The organism is Ruegeria sp. HKCCSP346 (assembly GCF_017872595.1).
Lineage (GTDB): Bacteria > Pseudomonadota > Alphaproteobacteria > Rhodobacterales > Rhodobacteraceae > Ruegeria.
In genome coordinates this window covers 1541802-1556561 of the sequence record NZ_JAEDOT010000001.1, presented here as the reverse complement: position 1 = coordinate 1556561, position 14760 = coordinate 1541802, and the positions used below count along the sequence as shown (strand labels likewise).

Here is a 14760-nt window from a genome sequence, read left to right as displayed (position 1 = left end):
AAGGAGGATGATCTGAATTTTTAGCAGCGGACAGTTCAAATGAGTTTTCCTGATCTTGATCGGTTTGACCGCTCGATTCTAAGGATTCTGGCCGAGGACGGCCGTATCTCGGTGGCCGATCTTGCGCGCGAGATCGGGCTGTCGAAATCTCCGACGCAAGCGCGGCTCAAACGGCTTGAGGCGAGCGGAGTGATCCAGGGCTATCGGGCGATGCTGGATCCGATCCGGCTGGGCCTGGATCACGTCGCGTTTGTCGAGGTGCGTTTGACCGATACCCGCGAAAAGGCGCTGGCCGAGTTCAACGCAGCCGTCCGCAAAACCGCCGAGGTCGAGCAGGCGCATATGATCGCGTCCAATTTTGACTATCTTCTGAAAGTGCGCACCGCCACGATGTCGGAATACCGCCGTGTATTGGCCGAGAAGATTTCGTCTCTGCCGCATGTCGCCAATACTTCAACTTTTGTTGCGATGGAGGCCGTGAAGGAAACCGGTATGCTGGGCGGTTTTGAACATCAGCCTTGACGCGGTGGAATTATGGTCCACCCTTGTTCCGTGATGCGAACCTGTGCTGCAACGTTTCTACTGATCGCGTGTTCATGCTCGGCCATGGCCGAGACATGCCCCGCGGCTCGGGATCATATCGAAGGTGTGGATGCGCTGATCAAGCAGGTCCAAAAGGCGCAATCGCAAAGCGACGCCCGGGTCATCTCGAATAAAATGTGGGAACTTTGGACAGACGCGCCGGATGCCCGATCGCAGACCCTGCTGGATCGTGGAATGGCGCGACGAGAGGCGTGGGATTTGTCGGGCGCATTGGACGATTTCAACCAACTTGTCGAATATTGCCCGGATTACGCCGAAGGCTACAATCAGCGGGCTTTTGTAAACTACCTGAGGCAGGATTTTGACGCGGCATTGCGCGACCTGAATGTCACGATCGAAATGTCGCCAAACCATATCGGTGCGCTAAGTGGGCGGGCTTTGTCCCTGATGGGGTTGAGACGTTTGGAAGACGCGCGTTCAGCACTGTCCGAGGCGCTTGAGCTCAACCCGTGGCTGTCCGAGCGGGCCTTGTTGGAGCCAGGCGGCCTTCTGGAACCGCCCGGAGAAGATATCTGACAGCCGGATCGGGCAAGTTTGGAAACCGGTCGCAAATCGCCAAACAGGTGCCTTTCGCGGCCACCTCGGGGACTGGGGCACCGCAATCAGAAGGGCAAATGGGTGACAAAGCCGTCAGCGTGACAGTATCCGGCGCTTTTCGGCCATGGCTTCGCGTCGCCTCTGCTCGATCCCGAGTTTGAAAGATTCTTCAACAAAGTCGATGTGGTCCTTTGCCGCTTTTTCGGCCCGCTTTTCATCTCCTTCGATCACCGCGCGACCAAGTTCGAGATGTTGTTGCAGCAGCTTTTCGCCGGTCCCGTCAATCGTGCGCAGGAAGTCACGATTGTAGAAAACGCCCTTGCGGGTGAGTTCGTAGATCGACGCCATCATGTGGATCAGGGTCGCGTTCTGGCTGGCATCCACAATCGCGGAATGCAGCGCAAAGTCCGCCTCTTGCGAAGCCTTGGCGTCCTGCTCTTGCCAGGCACGCTCGTTTTCATCAAGGATCTCGGAAATCCGTTCTTTGTCTGCCTTGGTGGCGCGACGTGCGGCAAGCCGGGCCGCGAAACCTTCCTGCTCACGACGATACTCAAGATAGTCGAAGAAAGCCGGCTCGTGGCGTTCGTACAAAGCAAGAAGCGCGGGCATCATGGCTTGTCCGGTCAGGGCTGCGACGAATGTTCCCTCACCGTGTTGTGTTGTGACCAGACCGCGTTCTTCCAGCACCTGAAGGGCTTCGCGCAGCTTCGGGCGCGACACGCGCAACATCTCGGCCAGATCACGCTCGGAAGGCAGTTTCCGGCCCTGCTTCAGGATGCCCGAAGCGATCAGGTCCTCGACCTGTGAAACCACCGCATCAGCCAGCGATTCGTGTCCAACCGGTTCAAAAATCGCCGTGGTGTTCATGAGATGCTGCCCCGTGTGACGCTATAATAACCAGAATAACTGGTAAACAAAGATAACCATATCTGTTCAAATTTCAAGCGCGAGGCTGTTCTTCCCGGACGTGAATTACGTGTCTGTTTATGAATGATTTTTGGAGAATCTGTTGGCTTTTTGAAGCAGTCGCATCGGGATTTTGCAGGGCTTGTCGAAGGCGAACTTCCAGTTTCGGTTAGCGCCAGTGGTAAACAAAGTTATTGACTGGTTTGAGCTGGTAAAGTTAGTTTACCACCGGAGCGGCGCTGGAAGAGCCTGCGCCACTGATCGGAGAAAACCCGACCAAACCTGGAGGAGATTTCATGAAGAAGACCCTGACAAGCCTGGCCGTAGCCGCCAGCCTGCTGGCGGCACCCGCAGTTGCGGCGGACAAGCTGCTGCTGAAAACACCGATTGCCTTTTCGACCGAACTGCCGGGCCTGGGTTCACCTATTCCACGTGTGGCTGATCAGCTGGAACTGATGTCCGGCGGCACGATGAAGATGAAGGTGTACGAGCCGGGAAAACTGGTGCCGCCCTTCGAAATTCTGGACGCCGTGTCCACCGGCAAGATCAACTCGGGCTACACCACGGCTGGTTACTGGGCCGGTAAAATCCCGGCTGCGCCGCTGTTCTCGGCCGTGCCGTTCGGCCCCGAGGCGGGCGAATACATGGCTTGGCTGTATTATGGCAACGGCATGACCCTGTATCAGGAGATGTATGATCAGGCAGGTTACAACGTAAAAGTACTGCCCTGCGCCATCATCGCGCCGGAAACCTCGGGCTGGTTCGCGTCCGAGATCAATTCGCCCGAAGACCTGAACGGGCTGAAGATGCGTTTCTTTGGTCTGGGCGGCAAGGTGATGCAGAAACTGGGTGTAGCGACCTCGCTACTGCCAGGTGGTGAGATCTTCCCCGCATTGGAAAAAGGCGCGATTGACGCGACCGAGTTTTCGATGCCTGCCATCGACGCGCGTCTGGGCTTCCACAAGCTGGTCAAGTTCAACTATTTCCCCGGCTGGCATCAGCAGGCGACCGTGTTTGAACTGCTGATCAACAAGGACGTCTGGAACGAAACCAGCGATCAGCACAAGGCAATCATCGAAAGCGCCTGCAAGGCTTCGATGGCGGACAGCTTTGCCGAAGGCGAAGCCATCCAGCACGCGGCCCTGATCGACAACGTTGAAAACAACGGCGTCACCATCAAGCAGTGGTCGCCCGAGATGCTGGATACCTTCCGCGCGACCTGGGAAGAGGTTGCCGCAGAAGAGGCCGCTAATGATGCCTTCTTTGCCAAGGTTCTGGCCGACATGAACGAATTCCGTGACGGCTATAACCTCTGGAAGACGAACGCCTTCCTCCCACGTCAGTAATCTCTCCCTCACTGACGTTGCCGGGGCGGCCCGATCCGCCGCTCCGGCCCCTGCTTTTCGATCTTCGGACTTTCTAACCTTTCACTGCCCGTATTCCGGGTTGCTGAGCGAGGAATGACCATGACAACCCAAAAGAACCTCAACGATCCAGTCGAAGCCTATGAAGGCATCCTGGAACACCCCGAGTCCGACCGCCAGAAAATCGCCGTCGTGATCGACGCCGGGGTCAAGGCTGTGGGTCATGTCGTCATGTGGGCCAATGTCCTGCTGATGGGCGCGATCTTCGCACAGGTCTCGTTGCGCTACCTGTTCAGCCAGAACTACCCGAAACTGGATGAGATCCAGTGGCATTTCTATGGAATCGTCACGATGATCGGCATCTCGTATGCCTTGATCACCGACAGCCATGTGCGTGTGGACGTCCTGCATATGCAGCTTTCGCGCCGCGCGCAGCGGATCATCGAGGTGATCGGCATCCTGACCCTGCTGACCCCCTTCATCTATCTGATGGTCGATCAGGGCTATGATTATTTCTACGAAAGCTTCCGCGTCAACGAACGCTCGGACAGCCCAACCGGCCTGCCTGCGCGTTGGGCTTTCAAGGCGGTCATTCCGATCAGCTTTGTACTGTTGGCGCTGGCCGCGTTGGCACGGTTGATCCATGACGGGCACGCGCTGATCTACGGGCCGGCCTCGGAACGTGAAGGCGCGCCGCTGCGCCGTGTTCTTCTGGTGCTGGCGGTATTCGCAGCCGTCTGTGTTGGCCTGACCTTCCTGGTCGAAACGACCGAGGAAAAGCTGGTCATCGCGATGTTCCTGACCTTTATCGCGCTTTTGTTCACCGGTTACCCGGTGGCGTGGGTGCTGGCCGGTGTCGGCGTCGCCTATTGCGGTCTGGCCTATCTGTTCGACAACGATCTGATGCTGTGGACCGGGTTGGAAAGCACCTTTACCGGGCTTGATTATCTGACGCTTGGCGCGGTGGTAAACCGGGTCTACGCTACCATGTCCAACGCGGTTCTGGTTGCCCTGCCGATGTTCATCTTCATGGGGCTGATGCTGGACGAATCCGGAGTGGCCGAGCGTCTGATGTCCTCGATGCAGCGCCTGTTCGGGACGGTGCGCGGAGGACTGGCCATCACCGTGACCCTGATCGGGATCATTCTGGCGGCTTCGACCGGCATCATTGGTGCCTCGGTTGTACTGCTGGGCGTGCTGTCGCTGCCGTCGATGATGCAGCAGAAGTACCAGCCGACGCTGGCTGCGGGCGTGGTTTCGGCCTCGGGGACCTTGGGCATTCTGATCCCACCCTCAATCATGTTGGTGATCATGGCCGACCAGATGGCGTTGTCCGTCGGAGACCTGTTCATGGCCGCGGTTTTCCCGGGCGTGATCATCGGCGCCTTGTACCTGACCTACATCTTCATTCTGGCTCTGGTGAAACGCGACGCGGCTCCCGTGCCCGAAGGTGCGAAAGCCCCCGACTGGGTAGCCGTGAAGGACGTTCTCATCGCCGTCATCCCTACGCTGATGCTGATCCTTGCCGTGCTGGGGTCGATCTTTGCCGGTCTGACCACACCAACCGAAGCGTCCGGCATCGGTGCCTTGGGTGCGACCTTGCTGGCGCTGGGCTATCGCAAGCTGACCTTTGCCAAGCTGTGGAACGTGCTGGTGTCGACCTTCAACACCACCGCCTATATCTTTGCGATCTTCCTTGGTGCGACTGTGTTTTCCTATGTGCTGCGCGAACTGGGCGGGGATGAGCTGATCGAACATGTGGTGCAATCCACCGGCTTTGGTGCAAACGGGACAATTCTGTTCATCCTGTTCATCGTCTTCCTGCTGGGCTTCGTACTGGACTGGATCGAGATCACGCTGATCGTGCTGCCCCTGATGCGCCCCATCGTGAACGGTCTGGGCATCGACATCCCCGGCTTTGGCGTACTGGATGAACCGGCGCTGGTCTGGTTCGTGATCCTTGTCGCTGTGACGCTGCAAACCAGCTTCCTGACGCCGCCCGTTGGCTTTGCCTTGTTCTATCTCAAAGGTGTTTGCCCGCCCGAGATCAAGCTGACGCATATCTATAAGGGCATCATCCCATTTGTCCTGCTGCAATTGACCGGTTTGGCGCTAGTGTTCCTGTGGCCGACCCTTGCCACCTGGTTGCCGTCGGTCGCCTATTAAGGAGCTTATCGGATGCGTCTGAGCCAATGTCATAACTTCCACGACTTCCGGCGGCTGGCCAAACAGCGGCTGCCGGGGCCGATCTTCAACTATATCGACGGTGGCGCGGATGATGAGGTGACGTATCGGGAAAATACCAAGGCGTTCGACCGCTGCGATCTGTTGCCTTCGGTCCTGCGCGGGGTTTCGGACGTGGACATGTCCGTCACGGTGATGGGGCAGAAACTGGACATGCCGGTCTATTGCTCACCCACCGCGTTGCAGCGCCTGTTCCACCATCAGGGTGAGCGCGCGGTCGCGGCGGCGGCCGAGAAATACGGCACCATGTTCGGAGTTTCCTCTCTGGGAACCGTCTCGCTGGAGGAGCTGCGCCAAAAACACAAAAACCCGCAGGTCTATCAATTCTACTTTCACAAGGATCGCGGGTTGAACGCCGCCATGATGCAGCGCGCCAAAGAGGCGGGTGTTGAAGTCATGATGCTGACCGTCGACAGCATCACCGGCGGCAACCGCGAGCGTGATCTGCGCACGGGGTTCTCGATCCCGTTCCGCTTGACGCTGGGCGGCATGATCCAGTTCGCGATCAAGCCGATGTGGGGGATCAACTATGTCACCCATGAAAAGTTCCGGCTGCCTCAGCTTGAGGAACATGTGGATATGGGCGGTGGGGCCAGCTCGATCGGCGGGTATTTCACCGACATGCTCGACCCGTCGATGAACTGGGATGACGTGGCGCAGATGGTGCGCGACTGGGATGGTCAATTCTGCCTGAAGGGGATCATGACCGTCGAAGATGCCAAACGCGCGGCTGAGATCGGTTGTACCGGCATCATCCTGTCGAACCACGGTGGCCGACAATTGGACGGATCGCGCACGCCGTTCGATCAACTGGCCGAGATTGTCGATGCCGTCGGCGACAAACTGGACGTGATGATGGACAGCGGCATTCAGCGTGGCACCCATGTGCTCAAGGCGCTGTCGATCGGGGCCAAAGCGGTGGGTATCGGGCGGCACTACCTGTATCCTCTGGCTGCCGCGGGGCAGGCTGGGGTCGAACGGGCCCTTGGGCTGATGCGTGCCGAGATCGAGCGCGACATGAAGCTGATGGGTGTCACCAGTGTTGGCCAGCTCAGCCGCGAGAATATTCGTTTCCGTAATCCCTAACCCGAAACGGGGGCCGATATGACCAATGACGCGTTGATCAAACATTTCCGCTCTATCGTCGGTTCGCGTCACGTGCTGATCGGAGCGCGCGCGACAGAGCGCTTTCGGCGCGGTTTCCGCTCGGGCGAGGGTGAGGCGCTGTGCGTCGTTCAGCCGGGGACCCTGCTGGAGCAATGGAAGATCCTGCAAGCCTGCGTTGCAGCCGACAAGATCGTCATCATGCAGGCGGCCAATACTGGTCTGACCGAAGGGTCTACGCCGTCCGGCACCTATGACCGTGACGTGGTTCTGATCAACACGCGCCGGATGGATACTCTGGTGCACTTGAACGACGCAGAGCAGATCGTCAGCTTTCCGGGCGCCACGCTTTTTGCGCTGGAAAAACTGCTGGCCCCGTTCGGACGCGAGCCGCATTCGGTGATCGGTTCGTCCTGCATCGGCGCGTCGATCGTGGGTGGGGTATGCAACAATTCCGGCGGTTCTCTGGTAGAGCGCGGTCCGGTTTACACGGAACTTTCCGTCTATGCGCAAATCACCGAACAGGGTGAATTGGAACTGGTCAACCATCTGGGCATCGATCTGGGCAGCACGCCGGAAGAGATCCTTGCAAACCTCGATGCAGGCAGGTTCGAACGCAATCCCGGGGCAACCAACAAACGCGCATCGGCCAGCGACTACGCACAGATCGTGCGGGACGTGAATGCGCAAACGCCTGCGCGGTTCAATGCGGACAAGGCGAGGCTTTTCGAATCTTCGGGCTCGGCCGGGAAGCTGGCCGTTTTTGCGGTGCGCCTTGACACCTTTCCCAAGAACGAGGTTGAGAAGGTGTTCTATGTGGGCACCAACAATCCCGACGATCTGGCGGACCTGCGGCGCCACATATTGTCAGAGTTCAAATCGCTGCCGGTTTCGGCCGAATACATGCATCGCGAAGCGTTCGATATTGCAGCACGCTATGGCAAGGACACGGTCGTGATGATCGACAAGCTTGGCACGGACCGTCTGCCGATGTTCTTTGCGATGAAAGGCGCCGTGGATGCACGCCTGCGGCGCATTCCGTTTTTGCGAAATTTCACTGATCGTTTCATGCAGGCAGCTATAGCTTTGTGGCCACGTGTCCTGCCCAAACGTATGACGGATTTTCGCGACAAATACGAACATCACCTTATCCTGAAAATGAAGGATGAAGGTGTATCCGAGGCCGCTGAGTGGTTGCCGCGATTTCTGAGTGGCCGGGATGGCGGATTTTTCGAATGTGATGCGCGCGAGGCCAGAATCGCAGGCCTTCATCGGTTTGCGGCGGCGGGCGCGGCGGTGCGTTACATGGCGATCCATTCGGACGACGTCGAAGATATCATCGCACTGGACGTCGCACTGCGCCGCAACGACCAGGACTGGCTGGAGAAGCTGCCGCCTGAGATCGAAGACCAGTTGGTTCACAAACTCTATTACGGGCACTTCATGTGCCACGTGATGCATCAGGACTACATAGTCAAAAAAGGAGCTGACCCAAAAGCTCTGAAGGCCGCAATGTTGAAACTGTTTGACGAACGCGGCGCGGAATACCCTGCTGAACATAACGTGGGGCACCTTTACAAGGCCAAGCCCGACCTGGCGGCACATTACAAATGCTGCGACCCGACCAACTCGTTCAATCCCGGTATCGGCAAAATGTCCAAGGCGAAGAATTACCAATAACCGGTTTTCCGGCGCGGCAGGGTGCTGTGAAAACGGCCGGCAGATACACCGGGTTCTGATGAAAAGGGTGTTGGTGCCCGACTGTCTGATATCCTGAGCGCAACCCCGCAAGCATCTGCCGCGCAGAAGGCTGCCAAAACCGAATGAGCGTCGCGTGTCAGGTATAGGGGAGATTCGGAAAGCGCAGTCGAAGTCGTCGGAATCGGCAGAGAATGTCGCGTTGAGACGCGGAATTCAGCAGCGTTTGACGCAAATCGTTTGGTTTTGAGTATCACAAACACGCATTTGACAGGCTGTCCGGGATCTGAACCGGCGGGTTCATGCGGTCAATTGACAGAGCACCTTTCTGTTCAGGTAATTTCAGGGTCGCGTGATTTCTGGCAGGTTTTCCTAGGGTTACCCTTGGCTTGCAATCGGCTGCAGATCACCCCTGTGAAGCTGCGGGCCGGAAGCCTGTCTTGCATGCGAAAATTTGCAGATGACCGGGGCCGGGAAAGCGCCACTTATCCCTTATTTTTCGCGTTTTTTGGGGAACTACGGGAAACCCCCAATTTCGCGCCGCGACAAACAGGGGTAAACATATTTTACCGTACTTACCACACAAACACACACGGTACTAACTTTCCCCGATGAGGGGCTGGTCACACCCCCTCGGCCGGCCCCTCTTAACTTTTGGGGTCCATGGCAGTTGGGGTCAGTGGTCATGCGGATCGTTGCCGGTGTCAGCTTTTGATCAATTTGGCGACGAGGGCGGGCAAATCTTGTGATGCGCCATAGGCCACGGTGTGTGGAATTTCGGCGACCGGCGTCTTCCGGTATCCTTCAGTAAACAGCAAAAACGGGATCTTCGCACGCGCAGCCGTTTCCGCGTCAACTTCGCTGTCGCCGACGAACAGACGCGGGCCGGACGCCTGAAGCGCATCGAAGCTTGCGAACAGATGGTTGGGATCCGGTTTTCGCGTCGAAAGGCTGTCGCCACCCAGAACCGCGTCGAAAAACCGGGACAGGTTCAGTGCCTCCAGCACATGCCGCGCCGGTGTTTTGGGTTTGTTGGTGCAGACGCCCAGAACGCATCCCATTTGCTGCAATTTGGCCAGTGCCTCCGGGATACCGGGGTAGGGAACGGTCGTTTCGCTTGCAGCGGAATTGTAGTGTTTGAGGGTCAGTTGGGTCAGTTCCGCATGGCGATCCAGCGGCAGCCCGCAATGCCGGATCATGCGTTCGACCAGCTTGGGTAAACCGTTGCCGACGAATCCTTTGATGATATCCGTCGCCAATGGATCATGCCCAACGTCGTTCAGCGTGCGGTTGGCCGCCGCCGCCAGATCGCCCAGGCTGTCCACCAGCGTTCCGTCCAGATCGAATACAACTGCTGCGGTCATGTTTGCTTGCCCTTCATCGCCCGACCCAAGACCTAACCCGCCCTGTGCCGGGGGGCAATCGCCTGTTTCAAAACCATGCTTGACAATCCTTACTAAAATAATCAGATTAAGCGGCAGGAACAGAAAGCCAACCCTTTCGGGGTCAGCCAAATCAAGTGAAACGCGATAGATATGGCACCATGCCGAAACGCTCTGGAGATGTCCCGATGAACGTACAGAACCCGACCCCAACCCAAGGTTACGCTGTCTCGATGCTTCCCGCGCACAAGGCCGAGGATCTGACCAAGGGCGGCAACCTGGCCCATATAGAACTTGGCGATCAACTCTATACCCTGCGCATCACCCGTGCAGGCAAACTGATCCTGACGAAATGAGCGCGCCTTTCAAGCGCGGCGGTGCAGCGGTTGGCCGCCTTGCCGATCTCGATCCCATCGAAGCGGGCGCCGTTATGTATCTGCGGATGTGGAGCGAAGGCGAGGGCGGTCGTGCCGACGCTGCCAGCGATTTCCAAGTCGCGCTGGGCGCGGATTGCGGGCGTGCGGCAATGCTGACTTTGGATCGTTTATGCTCTCTATGCGCCACCCATGGCCGCCGCCCGCTGATCCGGCATGGTCTTGGATGTGCATGCCTTGGCGCGGACGAGAATTGCTTTGCACAGATGATCGCGGCAGCGTCCGAAGGGGCGCGTGAAGATGCGATGATGCTGGCGTCTTTGATCGTACGTCCGGATTTTGCCCCCGCGCTGGCATCTCTGTCGGAAGAACTGGGGCTGACTCTCAGACGTATGACCGCAGGTTTCAAAATGCCGACCACCGGCCACCAGACCCCCTCGGCCGTGCTCCACTGACCCTGAGTGTGGAACGGTTGAACCCCGGCGCTGCGCCGTGGTTTTTTCGTTCAGCAGCACCCGCATCCGGCATGGTGATGGTCATGATCGCAAACAGGGGCAGGGGTAAAGTCGCCCACCTCGGACAACACATCCCGCAGCGCCCAGAGGATCATGTCAACATCCTCGGCCTCGATGGTCAGGGGCGGACGGATTTTCAGGATGTTGTCTTTGGGCCCTTCGCTGCCGATCAGGATGCGATGATCGCGCATCCGGTTTTTGACATAGCTGCAAATCTCGGTGCCTTCGCTTCCATCGGGGTTGATCAGCTCCACGCCGAGAAACAACCCCATACCCCGCACGTCGCCAACGCAACCAAAGTCGGCTTCGATCTGGCGCAGTCCCGCCATCAGACGATCCCCCATCCGGCGGGCATTGTCCTGCAACCCCTCGTCATCGACGATATCCAGCACCTCTTTGCCGATCCGGCAGGACAGGGTCGAGCCGCCAAAGGTCGAAAAGAACTCGATCCCGTTGTTGAAGCTGTCCGCGATCTCGCGGGTTGTCACCAGCACGCCCAGTGGGTGCCCGTTTCCGATTGGCTTGCCCATCACTACGATATCCGGAACCGCGCCCTGGTGTTCGAAGCCAAAGTAATACTCACCCAACCGTCCCAGACCTGTCTGCACCTCATCGGCGATGCAAACACCCCCCGCAGCACGTATTTTTTCGTAAACCGCAGGCAGATAGCCCTTGGGCGGAATGATCTGGCCGCCGACCGACGGGAAGGTTTCCGCGATGAACCCGGCCACGCCCTGTCCCCTGTTGCGAAGGGCGGCAATCGCCGGATCGACAAGATCAGCAAATTTCTGTGCCCGGTCCGCATCGTCCCGCCTGAATGACCCGCGATAGTCATCGGCAACCTCGACCAGTTCAACCCAGTCGGCTTTCCCGATGCCGCCCGGTTTGTTGAATTTGTAGGCCGAGATCGCCACCGCAGCGTTCGTGTTCCCGTGATAGCCGTGATCCGGCGTCACGATCCCCTTTGCGCCGGTATGGGCGCGGGCCAGCCGCAGGGCCAGTTCGTTTGCCTCGGTGCCCGAGTTGACGAAAAAGCAGACCTGTAGGTGATCCGGCATCTTCGACAGGATCTTGTCGGCAAATTCCACCTGTGCCGGATGCAGATAACGGGTGTTCGAATTCATCCGCTTCAGCTGATCCGCCGCCACGGCCTGAATGCGTGGATGCGCGTGCCCCACATGCGGCACGTTGTTGTAGGCGTCCAGGTAGGGGCGTCCCCATTCGTCGAACAGGTGATGCTTCCAGCCGCGCACCAGCATGACCGGATCGTCATAGGTCAGGGATAGGTTGCCCCCGAACTGCGCCCGCCGTTTGTGCAGGATTTCCGCTTTGTCAGTTGGGTGATAGAACACCTTGTCATCCGGCAGGTTCAGCAACGCCGCCGGGTTCGGGCAGACCGCGTGCCACAGCTCCAGTTCGTCCGGGTCTCCGACACCGGGCCAGTCCGCTTCCATGCCATCGGTGGTCAGGGCCAGCTGGAAATGCACATGCGGGGCCCATCCGCCATTCTGGTCGGCATCGCCCAACCGCGCAAACGCGGCGCCCTGTGCCACCGGGTCGCCGGGTTTCAGCCGGTCACAGCATTCCGGATCCAGATGGCCATAGAGCGTATAAAACGGGTCGCCTTCGGGCGTTTCGTGATGGAGGATGATCACCCCGCCGTAGTCAAGGTGCTGGTCGCGGTTTTCGACCACTTCGATCCGCCCGCTCATCGGTGCATGCAGAACCGTCCCGGCAGGCGCAAACACATCCACGGCCAGATGAACCGTCCGCCTGTCCGAGGCTTTCCACGGGCCCTTGCGGAACCCCGGCTCGGCATAGATCAGGCGGGGCTCGTTATAGTAACCCAGCCACAGGTCCTGCCCGTATTCCTCGCCAACGCGCGCGGCCTCGGCCAAAGGCATGTGGAACGGGTTCCGGGGCCAGACGCAGTTTTCGACCGAAAGCGAGCCCATGGGCACATCGCCCAGGTCCTGGCCGAACATGTCGGTAAAATGCCCCCGGTGTTCCTGAAGATAGGCGTGGATGCGTTCAGCCCCATCAACCACGGGCAAGCCGCAAGCCGCCCGCAACCGCGCCGACATCAGCCCGCCATTGACTGACGTGTTCTCAAGGAACCGCCAAGCAGGCGCCTGAGAGATCGTCACATAGGGATCATCCGGATTCTCGGCCGCCATCAGGGTCGAGTTGACGACCGATACGGCAAGCCGCATCCTCAGCAACGGCCAGATCAGGTCAACCTCATCCGCCCGCAGCCGGTTGGCCGCGTGATAGCCCTTTACCAACGCAGCCAGTGCCCGTTCCGGCTTGGGGTGATCCAGCACGACATACGCGCCGGCAATCGCCAGATCGCAGATGCGCGGCGCGGCGCACATGTCGCCCAGATCAATCAGGCCCGAGATCCGCCGCCGCTCGCCCAGTTCCCCTTCGACCAGAATGTTGTAGTCATTGGCGTCATTGTGGATGGCCTGTTTCGGCAGGTCCGCAAGGACATCCGCGATTGCAGCGAACCCCTCACAGATTTCCGTCAGCAGTGCCTGCCGCGCGGGGTCAGAGATCGCGTTTAACTTGTCAGCAATCCAGCCCGCCTGCATCAGGTCCCATTTGAAACCGATCCGGTGCAACCCTTCATGCTCAAACCCTTCCAGGGCCCGGTCGGTTGCCCCCAATACGCGGCCAAGTTTCAGGATCAGCTCTTCGGATTTTGGGGCGGCCTTCGCGTAACATTGGCCCGGCAGGCACTCCAACAGCCAAACCAGCCTGCGCTGTCCTTCAGAATCGGCAATCTCGGGCAGCATTGCTCCGGTCAAATCAGGGAACACCTTGGGAAACGGCAACCCCGGTGCCTCAGAAGCGATATGCGCCAGCGCCTTGATTTGCAGATCAACCAGATCCGCATCGCATCCGGCCCGCATGGCCTTAAGCACATAATCCTGACCATTGGTGGCGTGCACCAGAAAGTTCAGATCATATTCACCATCCAACCGCGTCAAGCGGGCGTCCAGCCCCCAGAGCTGCCGCAGCGCGGCCGTCCAAAAAGCACTTAAATCGTCCATTCCCGTCTCCGCTCCGATCGCGCCGGAGCCCTCTTCATCTGGCCAAAAATATCCTCGGGGGGAATCGCGCCTTGGCGCGATGGGGGCAGACAGCCTCCGCGCGTTACCCCAGGGCCCGCAGGCGCTTGATCAACGACGAGGTGTCCCAGCGGCCACCGCCCAGTTTCTGAACATCCTTGTAAAACTGATCGACCAGAGCGGTAACAGGCAGGGACGCACCGGTTTCATTGGCGGTATCCAGACAGATACCCAAATCTTTGCGCATCCAGTCGACGGCAAAGCCATGTTCGAACTGATCATCCAGCATGGTCTCATACCGGTTTGCCATCTGCCAGCTGCCAGCGGCGCCCTGGCTGATCACCTCGACCACGGCCCTTCCGTCCAGCCCGGCCTTCTCGGCGAAGTGCAACGCTTCGCTCAGGCCCTGAACCAACCCTGCGATGGCGATCTGGTTGCACATCTTGGTCATCTGGCCCGCGCCGCTGTCCCCGATGCGGCGGCAGATCTTCGCATAGACCTGCATCACCGGTTCAGCCGCATCATAAGCCGCCTGATCTCCGCCACACATGATTGACAGAACACCGTTTTCGGCGCCTGCCTGGCCGCCCGAGATCGGCGCGTCCACAAAGGCGATACCCTGTGATTGGCCGGCAGCGTACAATTCCCGCGTGACCTTTGCAGAAACCGTGGTGTGGTCGACGAAAACAGCCCCGCTGGACATGCCGTGAAATGCGCCGTCCTCGCCCGTGCAAACCATGCGCAGATCGTCGTCATTGCCGACGCAGGCCATCACAAACTCGGCGCCTTCAGCCGCGTCTTTCGGGGTGGCTGCCATCGATCCGCCATGCTGCTTTACCCAGGCTTCGGCCTTGGCAGCCGTGCGGTTGTAGACAGTGACGTCATGGCCTGCGGCCTGAAGATGCCCAGCCATGGGATAGCCCATGACGCCCAGGCCAAGGAACGCGACTTTTGCCATT

The 14760-nt window shown here is 58.9% G+C and carries 12 protein-coding genes; 8 read left to right on the top strand and 4 right to left on the bottom strand.

Annotated features, from left to right (window positions below; translation table 11 throughout):
• Window positions 1-39 precede the first annotated feature (39 nt).
• Together I9185_RS07805 and I9185_RS07800 are read left to right on the top strand one after the other, a co-directional pair.
• Complete coding sequence (locus I9185_RS07805; protein ID WP_171634300.1) at window positions 40-522, top strand: Lrp/AsnC ligand binding domain-containing protein; 483 nt, start codon at window positions 40-42, stop codon at window positions 520-522.
• 12 nt (window positions 523-534) lie between these two features.
• Window positions 535-1119, top strand: a complete 585-nt coding sequence (locus I9185_RS07800) for a tetratricopeptide repeat protein (protein WP_245223428.1) — start codon at window positions 535-537, stop codon at window positions 1117-1119.
• Window positions 1120-1233: 114 nt separating this feature from the next.
• Here I9185_RS07800 and I9185_RS07795 read toward each other — a convergent pair whose 3' ends face one another.
• Window positions 1234-2007 carry a FadR/GntR family transcriptional regulator gene (locus I9185_RS07795; RefSeq protein WP_152458933.1) on the bottom strand — a complete coding sequence of 258 codons (774 nt, stop codon included), beginning with the start codon at window positions 2005-2007 and terminating at the stop codon, window positions 1234-1236.
• 335 nt (window positions 2008-2342) lie between these two features.
• Here I9185_RS07795 and I9185_RS07790 point away from each other — a divergent pair, with 335 nt between their 5' ends.
• The 4 genes from I9185_RS07790 (at window position 2343) to dld (ending at window position 8438) form a co-directional block, all read left to right on the top strand.
• On the top strand, window positions 2343-3392 hold the full coding sequence (locus I9185_RS07790; RefSeq protein ID WP_171634294.1) for a TRAP transporter substrate-binding protein: 1050 nt from the start codon (window positions 2343-2345) through the stop codon (window positions 3390-3392).
• A 120-nt stretch (window positions 3393-3512) separates the two neighbouring features.
• Window positions 3513-5576, top strand: a complete 2064-nt coding sequence (locus I9185_RS07785) for a TRAP transporter large permease subunit (protein ID WP_210092716.1) — start codon at window positions 3513-3515, stop codon at window positions 5574-5576.
• Window positions 5577-5588: 12 nt separating this feature from the next.
• Entirely contained in the window at window positions 5589-6740 is a 1152-nt protein-coding gene (locus tag I9185_RS07780; protein ID WP_171118676.1) for an alpha-hydroxy acid oxidase, read from the top strand.
• A gap of 18 nt (window positions 6741-6758) precedes the next feature.
• Entirely contained in the window at window positions 6759-8438 is a 1680-nt protein-coding gene (gene dld, locus I9185_RS07775) for a D-lactate dehydrogenase (protein ID WP_210092715.1), read from the top strand.
• A gap of 722 nt (window positions 8439-9160) precedes the next feature.
• Here the strand turns inward: dld and gph are convergent.
• Window positions 9161-9820, bottom strand: coding sequence for a phosphoglycolate phosphatase (gene gph, locus I9185_RS07770; protein WP_210092714.1), 660 nt, complete (start codon window positions 9818-9820; stop codon window positions 9161-9163).
• Between the two features lie 206 nt (window positions 9821-10026).
• Between gph and I9185_RS07765 the strand changes: the two genes are divergently transcribed.
• Together I9185_RS07765 and I9185_RS07760 are read left to right on the top strand one after the other, a co-directional pair.
• Window positions 10027-10194, top strand: a complete 168-nt coding sequence (locus tag I9185_RS07765; protein ID WP_083445319.1) for a hemin uptake protein HemP — start codon at window positions 10027-10029, stop codon at window positions 10192-10194.
• Complete coding sequence (locus I9185_RS07760) at window positions 10191-10667, top strand: hypothetical protein (RefSeq protein ID WP_171228953.1); 477 nt, start codon at window positions 10191-10193, stop codon at window positions 10665-10667. The genes I9185_RS07765 and I9185_RS07760 overlap by 4 nt, the downstream gene beginning before the upstream one ends.
• A gap of 50 nt (window positions 10668-10717) precedes the next feature.
• Here the strand turns inward: I9185_RS07760 and I9185_RS07755 are convergent, their stop codons facing one another.
• Together I9185_RS07755 and I9185_RS07750 are read right to left on the bottom strand one after the other, a co-directional pair.
• Entirely contained in the window at window positions 10718-13783 is a 3066-nt protein-coding gene (locus tag I9185_RS07755) for an aminotransferase class III-fold pyridoxal phosphate-dependent enzyme (RefSeq protein WP_210092713.1), read from the bottom strand.
• A gap of 103 nt (window positions 13784-13886) precedes the next feature.
• Complete coding sequence (locus I9185_RS07750) at window positions 13887-14759, bottom strand: NAD(P)-dependent oxidoreductase (protein WP_171634271.1); 873 nt, start codon at window positions 14757-14759, stop codon at window positions 13887-13889.
• Window position 14760 lies beyond the last annotated feature (1 nt).

What these genes read in the sequence shown, in the direction of transcription:
- I9185_RS07785 (WP_210092716.1), top strand. Translation starts at nt 3,513, where the DNA reads ATGACAACCCAAAAGAACCTCAACGATCCAGTCGAAGCCTATGAAGGC.
- I9185_RS07800 (WP_245223428.1), top strand. Translation starts at nt 535, where the DNA reads ATGGTCCACCCTTGTTCCGTGATGCGAACCTGTGCTGCAACGTTTCTA.
- gph (WP_210092714.1), bottom strand. Translation starts at nt 9,820, where the DNA reads ATGACCGCAGCAGTTGTATTCGATCTGGACGGAACGCTGGTGGACAGC.
- I9185_RS07765 (WP_083445319.1), top strand. Translation starts at nt 10,027, where the DNA reads ATGAACGTACAGAACCCGACCCCAACCCAAGGTTACGCTGTCTCGATG.
- dld (WP_210092715.1), top strand. Translation starts at nt 6,759, where the DNA reads ATGACCAATGACGCGTTGATCAAACATTTCCGCTCTATCGTCGGTTCG.
- I9185_RS07760 (WP_171228953.1), top strand. Translation starts at nt 10,191, where the DNA reads ATGAGCGCGCCTTTCAAGCGCGGCGGTGCAGCGGTTGGCCGCCTTGCC.
- I9185_RS07790 (WP_171634294.1), top strand. Translation starts at nt 2,343, where the DNA reads ATGAAGAAGACCCTGACAAGCCTGGCCGTAGCCGCCAGCCTGCTGGCG.
- I9185_RS07750 (WP_171634271.1), bottom strand. Translation starts at nt 14,759, where the DNA reads ATGGCAAAAGTCGCGTTCCTTGGCCTGGGCGTCATGGGCTATCCCATG.
- I9185_RS07755 (WP_210092713.1), bottom strand. Translation starts at nt 13,783, where the DNA reads ATGGACGATTTAAGTGCTTTTTGGACGGCCGCGCTGCGGCAGCTCTGG.
- I9185_RS07805 (WP_171634300.1), top strand. Translation starts at nt 40, where the DNA reads ATGAGTTTTCCTGATCTTGATCGGTTTGACCGCTCGATTCTAAGGATT.
- I9185_RS07780 (WP_171118676.1), top strand. Translation starts at nt 5,589, where the DNA reads ATGCGTCTGAGCCAATGTCATAACTTCCACGACTTCCGGCGGCTGGCC.
- I9185_RS07795 (WP_152458933.1), bottom strand. Translation starts at nt 2,007, where the DNA reads ATGAACACCACGGCGATTTTTGAACCGGTTGGACACGAATCGCTGGCT.